Genomic DNA, 15,145 nt, shown 5'->3' with positions numbered 1-15,145 from the left:
CGAGTCCGTTTTCAAAGCCCCCACAAATTCAAAGATGGAGCCGTTGCTCATGCGCAAATACATTATCGCACCAGTTTTTCTTGCAGTTTTCTCGACTACCTGCGCTTTTGCAAAAAGCGAATATTCTCCTGAATATCGTGTTTGCACTGAGAACTCTGGAGGCAATACAGCTTCGCTAAGCGACTGCAGTCAGGAAGAGTTAGTCAAGCAAAATACCAGGATGAATAAGGCATATAACTCAGCGATTACTGTGTTACCCGTTAGCAAGATGAGAAAGCTACAAGAAGGCCAAGCTTTATGGATCAAATTTCGAGATGCTGATTGCGGCATGTACTATTCCCTCACGGGTGGCACGATGGATCTCCTAGAGGGGGCAGGGTGCGAACTGAACATGACCTTGGAGCGAGCGGATTCGCTGGAATGGTTTGCTGAAAATGGCGCCTCGGAGGATGAACAGGGGGGTGAGCAAGACGCGTTGTGAGCGATCACTAGCCTGCAATAACAGGCGTTAAACTTGCTTGACTTGGCTACCCTGCAAAATATAAAGGCCCCGCTCAGAGAAATCTAAAGCAGGGCCTTCTTCGTTTGGGGCGCTGGCAGACGATTGTCATCACCTCGCATTTGCCGCTGCCTATTTTTACTTACCTTCGAACTGACGCGCACAGTGGCCGGCTTTCGACGGGTAAGAAGGTCGTCAAAACAATTACAAATGCCCGCACATCAATGCGTTAGTTCCCGAACACAAGCCTGGCACGCCGCCAGCGCGATCAGTCCTTGGTCGCCGGCGTCGGTGATAGCGACAATTCGTTGAGCATGCGCTGGGTCAAGTCCGGCGCGCGTTCCTCCATGACCCACGCCGCCGGCGCCGGAGGTGGCAGGCACTGCACAACCACCGGCTGAACTCGCATCGAGGAGGACTGACAGCCGCAGATCAGAAGTGGCAAGGCAATCGCGCAAGCGAGCCTGGTCTTTTTGTGCATTGGTCATAGCCTCATGATGTGTTTGGTCGCTGGCCGGCAGTCGCTGCTCGAGCGCCAGGCGCTTGTCCTGATCGGCGCGAACCTGCGCAGCGGCCGCGTTGTTGATAGCGGTGAGATCGTCCTGATGCATCCCGGCCTGCTCGGCCAGTAGCTTGCCGTAGCGCCAGTCCTGAACCTTCCACACGCCACCGGCGGTGAACAGCACCAGCGCCAGCACTCCAGCCAACGCAAGCTTGAGCGAGGCCGGGCTCATGGCACATCCTTGAAGAACACGTGGCCGCCCAGCTTGAGGGTCTGCTTTGCCTTCGCCGCCCAGGCCGGAGGCGTCTTCATGGCGATCGCGTAATAGTGCGTGGCACCGCCAGTGGGATCAGGCACCTTTCCATGAATCACCTGGTCAGCGGCAATCCGCGCCTGTGCGAACTCACGGAAAGGAATCTGCTTCGCACCACTCAGGTAGGCGAAGTTCGGGTCGTTCCGGTTCCAGCAGCTGAACTGGTACGGCTTCTGACACACGCCGGCATAGCCCTCCCCCCACCATGACTTGACCTTGCCATCGTTCACGCGATTGCGAATTGTCCAGGCCACGGCGATCTGGCCAACGAGGCTTTCGCCACGGGCTTCACCCCAGAGTGTGCGAGCGAGGATGTCGCGATCTTTCTCGGTTGTTGTCATAACGTTTCTCCAGGCGAAAAAAAGCCCGCACCAGGGCGGGCTCAAAACTCAGGCACAAAAAAACCGCTCAAGGCGGCTCAGGACGTGGCGCTGGGTTTAGACGACGATGCCCAGGCGGGCCATGCGCTTGCGCACAATCTCGACCTGCTTGGCCAGCTCGTCATCGGTCAGCACCACCGAATGAATGATCACCGCCGAGATATCCACTTCGGCACCAAACGCGGCGGTGCCACTGCCGATACGGAACAACGAATCAGACAGCGCCCGAGCACGCACATCGCTGCCTTGGCTCATCAGGTTTTTCGTCAGGTTCTGCGTTTTGGTCAGCACCGCCGAGCTGGCCCGCAGAACGCGAATGCCCCAATCGGTGGGCACCTCACCCGACACACTGTTGACCGACGAGGTGGCGCCACCCGCGCCGTTTTCCCGAGTCGCGCCGCCCGTCAGCGTAGCGGTGGCCACATGGTAGAGCGAAGCGCCGTAGGCCGAGCCCGTCACGCCCGGCGTGACCGAGTTGCCGCGATAGTTGCCCACGTAGAACGGCGTGTTGGCATCGCCGGTCGTTGACGCACCGGCCGGAATGGCGGCCGCGGCCTTGCCGACGACGATCAGGGTCACTTCGTCGGTTTCGGCGATCTTGGTCTGCAGGTAGTTGCTCAAGCCTTTGAAGCGGCCGTGCGTGGCAAAGGCCACCGGGGCGCCGATGATGTTGGCATCGGGCTTGCCCAGGGCACGGTTAAAACCAAAGCGCCCGGCGTCCGTGTCGAAGTTAAACCAGCCTTCCAGGCCACGACTGACCGGCGGCACCACCTTGCTGTTCCAAGGGGCCAGCGTGTTGTTCGAAATCAGTTTGATACCCATGGGATGCGTTCCTTGTTGAAGACTTAAATGAGGTTGATGGCAGCGGCCGCCACGAACGGCGCCAACGCGGCGTACAGGCCTGAGCGGGAAGATCCCACCGGGTGGACCGCGTCGGCCCAGTCGCCACTGATAAAGCCGTCACTGCCGGGCGCGGTCGCCGGCACGGCATAGCCGCTGTCCGGGTCCGTCATGGCCCACAGCGGGGCAATGGTCAGCTTGCTGTACGCCAGGTTGCTGGCCGCCTGCTGCATGGCCCGAATGACCGGGGTGTAATGGGTTTGCCACAGGCCGTTACGCGTCACGTTGAGCGCCGTGCCCGGCACCGAGCGGATGATTTTTGCATTCGGCCAGGCCGCCTTGATCTGCTGCAGCATCAAGGTGTCGTTGGCCAGCACATGGTCATAGATGGTCGCCGCCGTGCGGTCGCGCACATCGTTGGTGCCCAGGGTGATGATCACCACATCGGGGGTCGCCAGGCCGAAACGCTGCTGATAGAAGGCCGGGTCAAACACATAACCATTGCGCACGACATCCACCGAGTCGGCCTCGGTGGCCACCCGCAGAAACGGATTGATCGGCCAGCGCTCCGGCTTGGGCAAGGCCATGTAGGCCGCCTCCTCGCCCGGCAGCACCTTGCCCACCCGATCCGTGATTGCGTAAGTAAAGTCGCCGGTCTCCCAGCCTTCGCGGCACTCGCCCAGCTCGCCGCTGATGTCGTTGGCATTGGCCGCGGCGGCCGAGCCGGGCAGCGTGCCCAGGAAGGTCGGGGCAATACCCAATTCCTCCAGGTACTGACGCAAGAACACCCCACCTTGGCGGTTGCCAATGCTGTCGCCGATGAACAGGATCTTCACCGGTACCACCGGGTTCTGCACCGGCACCGCTTTCAGCGTCAGCTTCATGAAACGGTGATCGCTGGGCTGCGCTCGATCACGCAACGCCAGCACGGCGTCACTGCCAAAGCGCGCCGCGCTGAACGACAGCGAACGCCCCGCGGCACAGGCCAGGCCGGAGGAACTGGACAGTGACATTTGCGTCTGCTCGACCAGGGCACGATTCGGCAACAACCCGTCCACATACAGCGTGGCGTCACGCAACGGTCCGGTGGCCAACACCGGTGCAAACAGCAAGCCGTTATCAAACGGCGATAACACCGGCACTTCTTCCGCGCTCGCGCCAGTCAGATCCTGATGCACCCCGCCTTCGGGGTCGGTGACATAGATCCCCGGCATCGAGGCCGGACGCATCTCCAGGCCGGCCAAACGCACCTGCTCATCATCGGCGTACAGCAACGCACCGCCTTCCCCGTCACCGATGACGGTGGCCTGCCCCGTCGCAATCCGAAACAGCAGGGTCTCAAGTACTGCGCTTGTCAAGCGCACCAGCTGGCCACCCTCGGGATCGGCCAACGACAGATACTCGACCTCGGCCGCCGTCGACGTAGTGGGTTGCACCAGGCTATCGACCTCGTTGCCCGTGGCCCAGGTAAACACCAGCGTCTGCGTGGTGTCGCTAGTCTTCTGAAACAGCGCCACACGGGTCAGGCCCGAGCCGGCCGGGGCCATCCAAAAGTATTGGTTCAAGGCCGTCGCGGTACGGCCTTCGAGAAACGTCGAAAAAATCTTGCCGCTGGATGCCTGGGCACTGAGCACAGCGACCGCATCCGGCAGCGATTGGGCAAACAGCCGCGCCTGCTTGGCCAAAGACGGCAACGGCCCTGATTCGGTGGCCACATCCGTCAGGGCATCGCCATGGATGAACTCATGCTGTTTTGCCGCCGCCGCCGTTGATGTTTGGGCGGCCTCGGACAACATCCCCGCATAGCCTTCAAGCGCTGCGACTTCAGTCATTTACTTTTCCTTGAGCAATAAAAAACCCGCCGAAGCGGGTCAGAGGAAATTCATCCAGGGAGGCGAAACGGGTCAGGCCGGGGCGGGCTCAGCGTCCAGGCTGAACGGCTCCGCCGGGGCCGGCGGCCATTCAATGCTGGTCGGATAGCCGGCTTGCGTTTCGATCCGCGACAGGTACACCCGGTAGGTGCGCCAGGCGTCCAGCTCGGCCTGCTTGAGCGGCAGCGAAGCCGTCTCTTCAGGCGTGGACAGAGTGAGCCGCACAGCATCCTGCAAGGTATCCAACGCGGTCTGCAGCGCGGTAATCGTCGCCGTGGCCAGAGCGCTCAGGCGCGCCCGGTTCAGCCCCGCGGCCTGTGCCAGCGCCGGCGCAGAAGGCGCCGCAATCGGCCCGAACTCCAGCGCCACGGCGCGCTCGAACAGGGCGCGGCCATAGTCTTCGTTATCCGCCGGCGAGGCGGTAAACGGCATCTCGCCGAGGGTCTCGGCGGTTTCCTCAAACGTCACCCACAGGTTCAGCGACGTCTGCGCCGCATCGTTCCACACCGGGTCGCGCGCATTCAGAACGGTCAACATCAGGAAACCCTCAAACATAAGGTGGCCGAGTCCGGGTTGATCGCATCGTGGTTGTACAACGTGCCCATCAACTTCCAGGTGCCCGCCGGGGTGCCGCTGCTGCTGGCCCCGCCGCAGTTGGTGAACAGGCACGTGCTGCCCGCCACCAGGGTGCCTTGGTACAACGGCTCGTAACTGGACGATCCGCTGCCGCCGACCATCAACAGCGCATAGGTGCCCACCCCACCGGCCTCGGCCGAGGCCTGCGCCACGATGGCTTTCGGGGTGGCATTGACGTCGGTCCACACCGGGTCGGTGATGCCATAGCCGCCCAGGGTGGTGGCGACGTTGGCCTTGGTCCCCAGCGCCGCATCGATCACCGTCCGGGTATAGGCATCGGTGATGCCATAGCCGCCCAGGGTGGTGGCGGCGTTGGCCTTGGCCGACAGCAGCCCGTCGGTGGCCACTTTGGTGTAGGCATCGCCGATGCCATAGGCCGCTAACGTGATGCCCCAGTTGGCTTTCCCTGACAGCAGGAAATCGGTTTGGTTTTTGGTGTAGGCATCAAGAATGCCGTAGCCGGCCAGGGTGGTCGCCTTCACCGCATAGGCCGAACCGAACGCCTGAATGGCCTTGCGCAGCTGCGTGTTGTCGTTTTTGTCCAGGGCCGGCAGGTAGGTCAGCACGACATGCGCCAGTTCCTCCTGCAGCATGTTCAACCATTCGGCCGACAGCGGCGTCGGGGGCACCCCGAGGGCCAGCGAGCCATAACGGAACTGTCCGCCCGGCGTGACCAGATCAGACCAGGCTGAAATTTTCTGCATGTTTAAAGATCCTCGATCCCCGAGACGGCGGTCGGCAGGGTGTAATGAATGGCGGTAAACAGTTCGTCCACCTTGAGCGCAATGCCGTCGAGCTGCGACCGCCCGTAGCCCATCACCACGTCGGTGTACTCCGGCGCATCACGCTGCAGGCGGCAATCCAGCGCCGCCGCCTCGGGCGTGCCATAGGCCTCCAGCGGCACCGAGGCGATCCAGCCCCAGGGCCAGCCATCGCCATACAGGAAATCGCCGGCATTGGTCGGGCCCACCCGCGCCGGGCGGAACTCCTCGATGTTGGTCGACAGCCCGACCTGATTGGCCAACTTGCGGTAGTAACTCAGCTGCGGGGCCCCGGTCGCGGTCAGCTTGTCGAGGACCGCCTGGCGACGCGCCTCCAGGGTTTGCGAGCCCGGCACGGTGCAGATATCGGGCAGGCCGAGGTAGGCCTCCCAGTCCGGCAACAGGACGGTGGCCGTGGCCGGATTCAACTCCAGCAACAAGGCCTCGCCGTCGGCATCGATCCGCGCCAGTTCCGGCGCCAGCGCCGCCACCAGCTGCGCCCAATCCGGCTCCAGCTCCAGATCGAAGGCCGGCCCCGGCGGCAGCATTTGTCGCAGCTTGTCGACGTAGTCCGCCTCGGTCATAGCCATGTCATCACCCCCGGTACCGCCACCTCATTGGCCGCCATCGACACATCGGCCGCCGGCACACTCAACGTGTGGTCGGTTTCCCCAGGGGTGTTGCTGATCGCCGCCCGCAGCCGGGAGATTTTCAGGGTCTGACCCGGCCCGCCCTCGTCGACGATCAGCCCGCTCAGCGCCTGCGTGACCGCCTCACGCAGGGCGAGGCCATCCGGCACCAGACGCAGGCTGAAGTGAATCGCCCGCGCCACCGGCGCCAGGGCATAGACCTCGGCCGTTACCGGACGGCGTAGCTCCAGGTGCGCCTGGACCTCGGCGACCTGCGCCGGCGTCGGGATGATGTCAAGATCGCCATCGCGGACAAAGGCCAGGCCAAACGTGCCCGGTCCCATCCAGCGCGGCAAGGCCCAGGCCCGGGTGACGCCCGGCACCTCCAAGGCCCACTCGACAAAGTCGTCGCCGTTGCCGACCTTGCTGGGGTTTTTGAACGCGGCCTGCACCCGCCCGCGCAAGGCTTCCAGGTCCTCCAGTTCGGCGCCGCCGACCAGGCCATCGGCGCCGATCACCGCACTGGCGTTGACCCCCAGCACTGGCGTCACCGCGGTCAAGGTGCCGGCCGCGACATTGCCCAGGGCGCCGACGTCCTCGGCTTGCAGCGCCAGGTTGGCCGCGCCACCCACCAGGGTGACCGCCGCCGTGACCTTGTAGCGCCGGCCATCCGGCAGCTGGTAGAGCTGGCCGGCGTCGACCAGGGCACCGCTGGAGCCCGTCACCGCCGCCAGCCCCTTGGCCGCCACGGCCGGCGTGCGCCCGTCCTCCAGGCGCCAATCGGCCCAGCGCAACAGCATGGCTTCGTCACAGGTCGCCGGGTTGGACTGCCGGGCAATATAGGCTTGATAGCCGTACAGCTCGAAGGCGGTACCGCTCAGCGCGCGGGCCGCCACCTTGGCATCGGTGCGGCGCAAGGCATCCGGGGCATTGCGTTCGAAATCGGCCTCGGTACGCTGGGTCAGCGCCGGCAGCGTTGGAATCTCATACGGCATTGATCAGCCCCCAGGTGTTCTCAAAGTCCAGTTCCACGGTGGCGCCGCTCTGTTCGGTCAACGTCACCCGTAAGTTCATCCGGTCGTTGCCACGGCGCTCGGTCGTGACGCCCACCGCGGTGACAATGCCGTCCTCGAGCAGCCAGGCCAGTGCTTCTTCGGCGTAGGCCTGGGCATCCAGCAGCGTCTGCGCGACCAGCGTGCGCCGCGCCAACAGCCACAGGCGCGAGCCGATCTGGTCACCGGCCACCGAGGGCAGGCAGTCACCCCACCAGCCCCGGCGGTCGCTGTCGTCCACCGCGTCATCCGGTCCGGCGCGGCGCCAGGTGAACAGGCTGATGGTCACGGCACGGCGCAATAAATCCTCGCGGCTCATGCGTCACCCCCGAGCGGCGGCCCGCTTTGATCGGTGCCTTGTTGCACACCGCCGTGCGCGTGCTCGATCTGGCTGACGCCGGCGGCGACCTGATCGCCCTGCGACTCGATGCGCCCGGTGGTGGTGATCAGCGGCGTGTCGAATTCCACCGCGGTGTGCGCCTTGACCTTGAACGTCATGGTCTCCACCTCGATCACCCGGTCACGCTTGAAATGAATGAAATCGCCCTCGTCGGTGTACAGGGCCACCTCGCCCGGCTTCAGCCCCTGCAGGCGAAAGCGCCGGTCCGCCACCACGATCACCACGCCGTGGCTACGGTCGCCACCAATGAACGCCGCCAGCGCCTCGGCGCCCTCCTGCGGGCAGGCGGTAAAGCCATAGGGCTCCAGGTGCTCCATGTTGTCTTTGACCTCGCCGGCCAACAACCGCAGCTGCAGGCTTTGCAGCTTGCTGGCCGAGTTGCCCAGGGCCACCGCCCCGCGCGCCAGCATGTTCGCAATGCCGTTTTTCATGGTTTGTAGTCCGCTGGAATGAGGTATTCGAAGTTGTCGGTCTTCTTGCCCTTCTGGACCTTGCGCTTCTCGTAAGCATCGTTCGGCTCCGGCAGAAATGCCTCGGGCGGGGCCACGCTGATTTTTGCCGTGGTCCCCTGCTCGCTCAGCTCATAGCTGATTTCACTGATCAGCATGTCGCGGTCCAGGCCGATCAAGTGGTCAACCACCCGCACCAGCATGTTGTGCCGCCACAGCGCGCCGTTGCTTTGCCGCCAGCCTTGAATCACGTAGTTGACGGTCAAGGCCTTGGCGACCGCGTTGGCCCGCTCCCACTCGACCCGCTCACGGGCCAGCTTGGCGGTCAGTTGCCCGGACTGCTGAATGATCTTGACCCGCCGGCGGGAGATCCGCGCGTCGGCGATCCGCGCCTCGACCTCGCTGGCCTCCGCGCCAAAACTGACGTCGGTACCGCTGCGCTGCCCCTTGCTGATGTATTCGGAAAAGACCCCGGAAAAGTCCAGAGCGGCGTCCCCCGACAGCAGGTTTTTGCCCAGCACCAGGGTGTCGACCGCACGCCCGGCGCTGCCCGGCTTGGCAATCACCAGGCGGCCCTGGCCATCGTCGGTACTGAACAGGCGCGACAGGGTCAACAACCGGTCGATGCTTTCAAACGCCGTTTCGCCCGGCTCGATGCTGTGGTCGTCCACGCCCAGGGTCAGCGCCGCGTCATTGACCACCTTGATATCGTATTCGCCGGCAATCGCCGCGATGATCTGTTGCACGTTTTGCCCGCGCCACTGCCCCGGCTGATTGACCGCCGCGCAGTCCACCAAGTCCGCGGTGCGCGAGCGCCCAGTGATGCTCAGGTTGACTGACTCGCTGTCGTAGTGAATCGGCGTGCTGTCCACATAACCGGTCAACAGCAGCTCCTGGCCAATGCGCACCTCCACCGCTTCGCCCTGGCGAATCCGCACCGGCACCTCACCGCTGCCCGGCCAGCGCCAGGTGATACCCAGGGAAAAGTTGCGCGCCTGGCGTTCCAGGCCGGCGCCGATGCTGACGCTTTTCCAGCCGCCGTAGTCGTGCCCACCCACGCTCAAGGTGACGTCATTCAGCTGATCCATGGTCAGGCCTTCGCTACTTGCAGATCGGTGGCCGGCACAAAGCCCGGATGACGCACACGGTTACGCTCGACAATTTCCCCGCTGCGCAAGGCATCGCCATACAGCGCATGGGCCAGCACCAGGGCTGACATGGTTTCGGCCGGGGCATAGCGGCGCAGGCCCACGCCGCTGCGCGCCACTTCCGTCAAGTGCCGATCCACGGCCAGGCGGGCCTCGCTCAGCGTGCCGAAATGATCCGGCGGGCTCTCACCAGCCACCGACCACAACGCCTCGCTGATCGCGTCACGCACGACCAGGACATCCTCGGCGACTGGCACCGCCGTTTCTACCGCGGTACCGGCGGCCACCGTCGGCCCCTGTTGCGCGAGTTGCACGTCGAGCGCCGCCGGCGCGCTCACCCCCGGACGGATCGCCACCGGCACCTCGGCCATGTCCAGGAGCAGATCCAGCAGCGCCGCGTCCTGCACCAGGGCAATCACCGCAGCCTGAATCGTCGCCACCTCGATGTCTTCGGTGGCCGGCGCCGAGGCCGATAACGCCGCCACCTGCGTCGCCTTGGCGCTACTGCCCTGGAACGCACTGCTGGAGCCGTAGCCGCCGAACGCACGCGACAGGCCGCTAATCCCGGCCAGCAGATTGTCGGCAAACGCCCCCGGCCCATTCATCAGCGAGGCCACCAGGCCGTTGAGGTCGGTACCCAAGCTGGACGCCGGCTGTAGGAACTTCAAGGCATAGCCCATCGCCCCCGCCAGCGCCGAGCGCAGCGCGCTGGCCCGCTGCCGCGCCAAGTCCACCGGCGCCATCGCCGCGTTGAAGCGGCCCTTGATCGAGGCTAGGAAGCTCGGGGCCTGCCCCGCCAGTTGCCGGCGGGTGTTCGGCGACTGCACCGGGAAGGCCAGCATGCCGTCGATAAACTCCAGGCTGAAGCGCACCACGCCCTGCTCGTTACGCGCATGCGACACCTCACACTCGCCAGCGGTGACGGTGAGGCGGCCAAACCACGGGTGCACCAACTCTCCCGAGCCGGCCTTGTCCAGCGCCGTTAGCAGGCGATCGCGCTGCGCCAGGCAATCGTCCCCGGCGACAAACCCGGTGAACTTGTAGTGCCGGGTGCACCGCCCCAGGTCTTCGACAAAGGGTTGATCGCGCTGCGGGAACTCATGCAACTGAGTCCGCCGACCGACAGGCACGCTGTCGGTGTCCACCTGGAACGGCACCCCCCGAAAGGAGGCGCCTTGTTTACGGTCGCGCCATTCACTCATTCCGGCTTACTCCCTGACAGCGAGCGGTAGCCCACTTTCGGCGTGATCGACAGCCCAGGTTGATTGGTCGTGCCCGGATCGACCCGAAAGCCGGCCGGAGCGTTCTCAAAGCGCATCACCAGACCGCCTTCCAACTGCGTGCGGTTATTCGCGTGCCCCGACTGCAGCAAGGCGCCCGGCGCCGGCAGCCCTGGCGGACGCAACAGCTGCCCCGGCGCGAGGCCGGGCTGGGTCAGGCTGCGTTCGCTCTGCAGATTCCTCGCCACGCTCACCGCATTGGCCTGCAGGAACGCCCCGGTGCCGCCACCGGCGCCGGCATTGCGCTGACGTTGTTCCTCGGCATAACCGGCGACTTTGGCGGTCAGGCCGCCCCCGCCATCCTCCATCCCAAACATGCTGAGAATCGGCTGCAGGTACGGTTTGACTCCCTCCCACAGGCCTTTGAAGAAGGTAGTGATCGGCGACCAGTGCTTGACGATCAGGCCCAGCGGCGACCAGTCAAAGACTGTTTTCATGAAGTCCATAAACGGCGTGGCCAGCGCCTTGATCAATTCCCACAAGGCGGTGAAGAACGGCCCAACCGTTTCCCAATTGGCTACGATCAGGCCGGCCGCGGCGGCAATGGCCACGGCGATGATGCCCACCGGGGTGGTGGCAAATGCCACACCCAGAACCCGGGTGGCCACGGTGGCCGCGAACACGGCAATGCGCAGTGCGGTGAAGGCACCGGCCGCCATGGCGATGCCTTTGACCAACTGCGGGTTGTGCTGAATCAAGTCCGCGATTCCGGACATCATCGGCCGCAGGCCGTCGACCACCGCATTAATTCCCGGCAACAAGGAACTGCCGACGGCCCGCGCCACACTGGCCACGGCATTGCGCAACAGCTGCAAGTTGTTGGCGGTGGTCGCCGCGCGAGAGGCGTACTCGTTTTCCATTGAGCCGCTGTATTTCTGCGCATCCGCGACCTTTTGCAAGTTGCCTTTGAGCAGATCCAGGTTGGTCAACAGCGGCGCAATCGCGGTGATCGACTCGGTGCCAAACAGTTCCGAGAGCAACCCCGCCTGCTTGTCCTTGTCGACGCGTTTGATGCGGTCGAGGATGTCCAGCACCGCGCCCTGCGCATCGGTTTGCATGGCCTTGGCCAACGTCTTGGAATCCAGGCGCAAGGCCTTGAAGGCCAGTGCTTGGTCCTTGGTCGCCGCCGAGCCCTTGGTCATGGCCAGCATGAAGTTCTTGATGCCGGTGGCCGCTACGTCCTGCTCCACCCCGACGCCCGCCATGGTCGCGCCGAGCGCAGCGATCTGCCCGGAGGCCAGACCGGCAATTTCGCCCAGCGGGCCGATGCGGGTGACGATGTCGGAAATCTGCTTGGTGTTGGCCGGGCCGGTGTTGCCCAGGTAGTTGATCTTGTCCGCCAGCGTTTCTACATCGCCCTGGGTCAGTTTGAACGAGGTGCGCCACTTCGCCATCATGTCACCCGACTCATCGGCGGTCTGGTCGAAGGCAATGCCCATCTTCACCGCCGCTTCAGCAAAGCCCAGCAGTTCCTCACGGGCAATGCCCGACTGACCACCAGCGGCGACGATCTTGGCGATATCATTGGCGGCCATGGGCAGACGCTCGGACAGCTTGCCAATGTCGTCACCCATCTGTTTGAACTGCACCGGGGTGTCGAAGTTGACCACCTTCTTCACGTCCGCCATGGCCGTCTCAAACTGAATCGCCGCCGCCGCGCCGGCAATAAACGGGGCGGCCAAAGCCCCCCCGGTCACGATGTCGCTAAAGCCAATCTTGCCCAGCCCCGTACGCTCCAGCCCCTTGCGAAAGCCGGCGACGTTTTTGCGGATACCGGCCAGGGTCGGCGACAGCTTGTCGACACCGGTGATCAGTGCCTTGAGTTGAAACTTGTCGGCCATACCCTACCCCTGCGGAATTTGATTAATGCGCTGGGCGTTCGCCAACGACTCGGCAAACGTATCCAGCGGCAGCGCCATCATCTGCTCGGGCCCGACCTTCCAGAAGAAAGCCAGGTCGTACACCACGGCAATCAGGCCTTCGACGTCTTCGATGCCGCAGTCATGAAAAAACCCGTCACAGCCCAGCCCAGGTTGTTCAAGTCGTAGAGGTCCAGCTGGTTCACCGACGGCGACGGAATTCCTGCACAGACCGCGATGTATTTGGCCGCCACCTCCATGTCGAGGGTGACCTCCTCGTTTTTGTCGATCTTGTACGGCAGCGCCTTGATCGCACGCACCTCGGCCACCGTCGGCCGGCGCAAAGTGACTTCCAGCACTTCCTGGTCATGCGCTTGAATCGGCGCTGCCAGTTGATAAGGCTTCGCTTCCTTCACTTGGCCTTCTTCCAATTCGCTCATTGAAAACCTCCTTTGTTGCCGTCCCATTGAATGTCGATGGTGCCGTCATCGCCCTTGGCGGTCGGCTCATCCACCACATACGCGCCCGACAACACGTAGACGCGGCCGTTCTTGAACTCGACGGTGATCGTCGCATCGGTGTCGGCCATGATTTCTTTGATCGGCAGATCCGGCGCATCGACAATGGTGGCCTTCACAAACGGCACCAGGTCTTCTTCCTTGAAAAAGCCCGGCGCCACCGACTCACGTTTTTTGTCACCCAGCAGCACTTCCACGCCGCCGGTGACGGTGAACTGAACGCCGTTTGCCTTGATGTAAACGGTGCCCGCAACTTTCTGGCCCATGGCCTCTCTCCTACAAAAAAGCCCGCACGTGGCGGGCTATAGACCTTGGATGGATCACACCGCGTACTGCAGACGGAACTGGTACTGCAGCGCGAAGATCCGCAGCTGATTGACCAGGTCTGGCGGATACAACACGTTGAGCCGGTTCGGGTTGGTGGCCGAGCGCTCCACGATCAAATTGGCTGCGAAGGCCTCGGCGTTCTCGACAATGCCCAACTGCTCCAGCGCGTAGTAGCCAGCGATCATTTCCGCGCGAATCACGTTCGGCGTGACTATGGACTGGCCGGCGCCGAAGCGCGTGCCGTCATTGGCCAGCTTGTGCCGGCCGTATTTGCTGGTGACCCGCGACTTCAGGTAACCGATGACAAACGCCGACTGGTGCAGCGTCTCGCTGTCCAGGTACGAATCATCGGCCTGGCCGAAGGCGTTGAACTGGTAGCTGGTGATTGCCCGCTCGATGCGCTGCGCGCCGCCGGCGAAGTAGGCAGTGGCAATGCCACGATTCAACAACGACTGGCGCTCCGTCAGGGTGAAACGCGCACCGGCCGGGGCCGGGGTGATGCCCGCCAGTTCGCCGGTTTGCGTTGGCCGCGCCGGGTCCGCCGAGATGAACACTGCGGTGCGCGCCGCATAGGCCGCAGCCACGTTCCACACAGGATCAGGGCAGGCCGCCTCAAAGCCGTGAATCGTTGCGTGCTGATCATTGCGCGTCGCGCTCAAGGCGACCAATTCGCCGAGGGTGCCGCGCTGCGCTGTGTAGACATGCCCATAAAGCTGCTTAGCCCAGCTCCAGCGCCCACTGGAGTCATCCATGAACGCCTTCCAGGCATCCAACGAGGTAGCATCGGCCCACGGCGCACAGATGAACTCAAACGGCTCATCGCCGAGGCTGGCCAAGGCCACCGCGACGTCAGGCGTGCCCACCCCGCCAATCATCGGCGCGACGACTGCGGTCAGGCCGGCCGGCGTGGCTTCGCCGTTGTTACGGCCCAGGCGATTAAGCTGCAACGCCAGATCGTTACCGCTCAGACCCGACCATTTGCAGGTTAGCGTCACCACACCGGCTGCCGCCACCGCCGTCACCGCCAGTCCGGCGGCATTCACCGCCGCCGCCAACACCGAGGCTGCCGCAGTCGGGGTGGCACCCTTGGTCACGGTCGCGCGTACCCGGGTGCCTCCGATGTACAGATTCAGCTCTCCACCGGCGGTGGCCGTACCGGTAATGGTCACGCTGCCGGCCGCCTTGGTACCGGTGGCCTTGATCGGCAGGCACCAGACCTCGCCGGCCGGATCGCTGCGGCGCCAGGTGTAATACATCTGCGCAAGCATCGAACCATTGCCGCCGATGCTCTTGGCCAGGCCCAGGCTCGATACCAGAGTCAGTTGGCCAATTTCCGCGGCGGTAGAGTCGTCATTGACCTGCGCCACGATCAGCCGCGGCATGCTCGAACCGCCGCTGTTGGCTTGCGAATTGTCGACCTCGGCGTAGAACAGCGGCACGCGTAGATCGCTGGGGATAGAATTAAAGCTGATGGTCATTCTTCAGCGCTCCCAGTGGCGGCCGGAGCCGGAAGGTTTGGGGTGGCCTTGGCCTTTTTCGGCGCGTCGTGGGTGACGTCTTGATCCTGGAGGCGGCGCAGCCAATACGCGTCACGCGGGACATCTCGTCCCTCCGCGGGCAAGTTGCCGCCGGCTTCAGGGTCGGGCACCACTCGGCCCGCGGCCGGGTACACAGTCATGCG

The 15,145-nt window shown here is 63.9% G+C and carries 18 protein-coding genes; 1 reads left to right on the top strand and 17 read right to left on the bottom strand.

All coding sequences use genetic code 11. From position 1 onward, the window contains the following. Positions 1–49 precede the first annotated feature (49 nt). Positions 50–481: a lysozyme inhibitor LprI family protein gene (locus ACA054_RS11295; RefSeq protein WP_497689440.1), complete on the top strand. Its 432-nt coding sequence runs from the start codon at positions 50–52 to the stop codon at positions 479–481. A gap of 239 nt (positions 482–720) precedes the next feature. Here ACA054_RS11295 and ACA054_RS11290 read toward each other — a convergent pair whose 3' ends face one another. The 17 genes from ACA054_RS11290 to ACA054_RS11210 all read right to left on the bottom strand — a co-directional run bounded on the left by ACA054_RS11290 (position 721) and on the right by ACA054_RS11210 (position 15,142). After that, positions 721–1,233 (bottom strand): lysis protein, encoded by a 513-nt coding sequence (locus ACA054_RS11290; RefSeq protein ID WP_497689439.1) that lies wholly within the window; start codon positions 1,231–1,233, stop codon positions 721–723. Beyond that, positions 1,230–1,655 (bottom strand): cell wall hydrolase, encoded by a 426-nt coding sequence (locus ACA054_RS11285; RefSeq protein ID WP_497689438.1) that lies wholly within the window; start codon positions 1,653–1,655, stop codon positions 1,230–1,232. Before ACA054_RS11285 ends, ACA054_RS11290 begins: the two co-directional genes overlap by 4 nt. A gap of 96 nt (positions 1,656–1,751) precedes the next feature. Further along, positions 1,752–2,516, bottom strand: a complete 765-nt coding sequence (locus tag ACA054_RS11280) for a hypothetical protein (RefSeq protein ID WP_497689437.1) — start codon at positions 2,514–2,516, stop codon at positions 1,752–1,754. 23 nt (positions 2,517–2,539) lie between these two features. Beyond that, complete coding sequence (locus ACA054_RS11275) at positions 2,540–4,366, bottom strand: SGNH/GDSL hydrolase family protein (RefSeq protein ID WP_497689436.1); 1,827 nt, start codon at positions 4,364–4,366, stop codon at positions 2,540–2,542. 72 nt (positions 4,367–4,438) lie between these two features. Beyond that, the gene (locus ACA054_RS11270) at positions 4,439–4,960 is read right to left on the bottom strand and encodes a tail fiber assembly protein (protein WP_497689435.1); all 522 of its coding nucleotides are present in this window, start codon (positions 4,958–4,960) and stop codon (positions 4,439–4,441) included. Continuing rightward, on the bottom strand, positions 4,942–5,745 hold the full coding sequence (locus tag ACA054_RS11265; RefSeq protein ID WP_497689434.1) for a hypothetical protein: 804 nt from the start codon (positions 5,743–5,745) through the stop codon (positions 4,942–4,944). The genes ACA054_RS11270 and ACA054_RS11265 overlap by 19 nt, the downstream gene beginning before the upstream one ends. A gap of 2 nt (positions 5,746–5,747) precedes the next feature. Beyond that, on the bottom strand, positions 5,748–6,392 hold the full coding sequence (locus ACA054_RS11260) for a YmfQ family protein (RefSeq protein WP_497689433.1): 645 nt from the start codon (positions 6,390–6,392) through the stop codon (positions 5,748–5,750). Continuing rightward, positions 6,383–7,426: a baseplate J/gp47 family protein gene (locus ACA054_RS11255; RefSeq protein WP_497689432.1), complete on the bottom strand. Its 1,044-nt coding sequence runs from the start codon at positions 7,424–7,426 to the stop codon at positions 6,383–6,385. Before ACA054_RS11255 ends, ACA054_RS11260 begins: the two co-directional genes overlap by 10 nt. Then, the gene (locus tag ACA054_RS11250; RefSeq protein WP_497689431.1) at positions 7,416–7,802 is read right to left on the bottom strand and encodes a phage GP46 family protein; all 387 of its coding nucleotides are present in this window, start codon (positions 7,800–7,802) and stop codon (positions 7,416–7,418) included. Before ACA054_RS11250 ends, ACA054_RS11255 begins: the two co-directional genes overlap by 11 nt. Continuing rightward, positions 7,799–8,314 (bottom strand): phage baseplate assembly protein V, encoded by a 516-nt coding sequence (locus ACA054_RS11245; RefSeq protein WP_497689430.1) that lies wholly within the window; start codon positions 8,312–8,314, stop codon positions 7,799–7,801. Before ACA054_RS11245 ends, ACA054_RS11250 begins: the two co-directional genes overlap by 4 nt. Beyond that, on the bottom strand, positions 8,311–9,420 hold the full coding sequence (locus tag ACA054_RS11240) for a phage baseplate assembly protein (RefSeq protein WP_497689429.1): 1,110 nt from the start codon (positions 9,418–9,420) through the stop codon (positions 8,311–8,313). Before ACA054_RS11240 ends, ACA054_RS11245 begins: the two co-directional genes overlap by 4 nt. A 2-nt stretch (positions 9,421–9,422) precedes the next feature. Next, positions 9,423–10,682 carry a DNA circularization protein gene (locus ACA054_RS11235; RefSeq protein ID WP_497689428.1) on the bottom strand — a complete coding sequence of 420 codons (1,260 nt, stop codon included), beginning with the start codon at positions 10,680–10,682 and terminating at the stop codon, positions 9,423–9,425. Further along, positions 10,679–12,601: a phage tail tape measure protein gene (locus ACA054_RS11230; protein ID WP_497689427.1), complete on the bottom strand. Its 1,923-nt coding sequence runs from the start codon at positions 12,599–12,601 to the stop codon at positions 10,679–10,681. Before ACA054_RS11230 ends, ACA054_RS11235 begins: the two co-directional genes overlap by 4 nt. Before the next feature lie 131 nt (positions 12,602–12,732). Continuing rightward, the gene (locus tag ACA054_RS11225; RefSeq protein WP_323606286.1) at positions 12,733–13,059 is read right to left on the bottom strand and encodes a phage tail assembly protein; all 327 of its coding nucleotides are present in this window, start codon (positions 13,057–13,059) and stop codon (positions 12,733–12,735) included. Further along, on the bottom strand, positions 13,056–13,403 hold the full coding sequence (locus tag ACA054_RS11220; RefSeq protein ID WP_274643417.1) for a phage tail tube protein: 348 nt from the start codon (positions 13,401–13,403) through the stop codon (positions 13,056–13,058). Before ACA054_RS11220 ends, ACA054_RS11225 begins: the two co-directional genes overlap by 4 nt. 54 nt (positions 13,404–13,457) lie before the next feature. After that, on the bottom strand, positions 13,458–14,942 hold the full coding sequence (locus tag ACA054_RS11215) for a phage tail sheath subtilisin-like domain-containing protein (RefSeq protein WP_497689426.1): 1,485 nt from the start codon (positions 14,940–14,942) through the stop codon (positions 13,458–13,460). Beyond that, positions 14,939–15,142, bottom strand: a complete 204-nt coding sequence (locus ACA054_RS11210; RefSeq protein WP_497690283.1) for a DUF2635 domain-containing protein — start codon at positions 15,140–15,142, stop codon at positions 14,939–14,941. Before ACA054_RS11210 ends, ACA054_RS11215 begins: the two co-directional genes overlap by 4 nt. Between the last annotated feature and the right edge of the window lie 3 nt (positions 15,143–15,145).

It is taken from the genome of Pseudomonas sp. LBUM1653, from assembly GCF_059716115.1.
This window is presented reverse-complemented; position numbering and strand designations above follow the sequence as displayed.

Bases quoted from the DNA above. Each gene is read 5' to 3' on its own strand.
- ACA054_RS11245 (WP_497689430.1), bottom strand. From the start codon at position 8,314: ATGAAAAACGGCATTGCGAACATGCTGGCGCGCGGGGCGGTGGCCCTG.
- ACA054_RS11215 (WP_497689426.1), bottom strand. From the start codon at position 14,942: ATGACCATCAGCTTTAATTCTATCCCCAGCGATCTACGCGTGCCGCTG.
- ACA054_RS11295 (WP_497689440.1), top strand. From the start codon at position 50: ATGCGCAAATACATTATCGCACCAGTTTTTCTTGCAGTTTTCTCGACT.
- ACA054_RS11285 (WP_497689438.1), bottom strand. From the start codon at position 1,655: ATGACAACAACCGAGAAAGATCGCGACATCCTCGCTCGCACACTCTGG.
- ACA054_RS11250 (WP_497689431.1), bottom strand. From the start codon at position 7,802: ATGAGCCGCGAGGATTTATTGCGCCGTGCCGTGACCATCAGCCTGTTC.
- ACA054_RS11275 (WP_497689436.1), bottom strand. From the start codon at position 4,366: ATGACTGAAGTCGCAGCGCTTGAAGGCTATGCGGGGATGTTGTCCGAG.
- ACA054_RS11260 (WP_497689433.1), bottom strand. From the start codon at position 6,392: ATGGCTATGACCGAGGCGGACTACGTCGACAAGCTGCGACAAATGCTG.
- ACA054_RS11255 (WP_497689432.1), bottom strand. From the start codon at position 7,426: ATGCCGTATGAGATTCCAACGCTGCCGGCGCTGACCCAGCGTACCGAG.
- ACA054_RS11280 (WP_497689437.1), bottom strand. From the start codon at position 2,516: ATGGGTATCAAACTGATTTCGAACAACACGCTGGCCCCTTGGAACAGC.
- ACA054_RS11225 (WP_323606286.1), bottom strand. From the start codon at position 13,059: ATGAGCGAATTGGAAGAAGGCCAAGTGAAGGAAGCGAAGCCTTATCAA.
- ACA054_RS11265 (WP_497689434.1), bottom strand. From the start codon at position 5,745: ATGCAGAAAATTTCAGCCTGGTCTGATCTGGTCACGCCGGGCGGACAG.
- ACA054_RS11235 (WP_497689428.1), bottom strand. From the start codon at position 10,682: ATGAGTGAATGGCGCGACCGTAAACAAGGCGCCTCCTTTCGGGGGGTG.
- ACA054_RS11290 (WP_497689439.1), bottom strand. From the start codon at position 1,233: ATGAGCCCGGCCTCGCTCAAGCTTGCGTTGGCTGGAGTGCTGGCGCTG.
- ACA054_RS11210 (WP_497690283.1), bottom strand. From the start codon at position 15,142: ATGACTGTGTACCCGGCCGCGGGCCGAGTGGTGCCCGACCCTGAAGCC.
- ACA054_RS11220 (WP_274643417.1), bottom strand. From the start codon at position 13,403: ATGGGCCAGAAAGTTGCGGGCACCGTTTACATCAAGGCAAACGGCGTT.
- ACA054_RS11230 (WP_497689427.1), bottom strand. From the start codon at position 12,601: ATGGCCGACAAGTTTCAACTCAAGGCACTGATCACCGGTGTCGACAAG.
- ACA054_RS11270 (WP_497689435.1), bottom strand. From the start codon at position 4,960: ATGTTTGAGGGTTTCCTGATGTTGACCGTTCTGAATGCGCGCGACCCG.
- ACA054_RS11240 (WP_497689429.1), bottom strand. From the start codon at position 9,420: ATGGATCAGCTGAATGACGTCACCTTGAGCGTGGGTGGGCACGACTAC.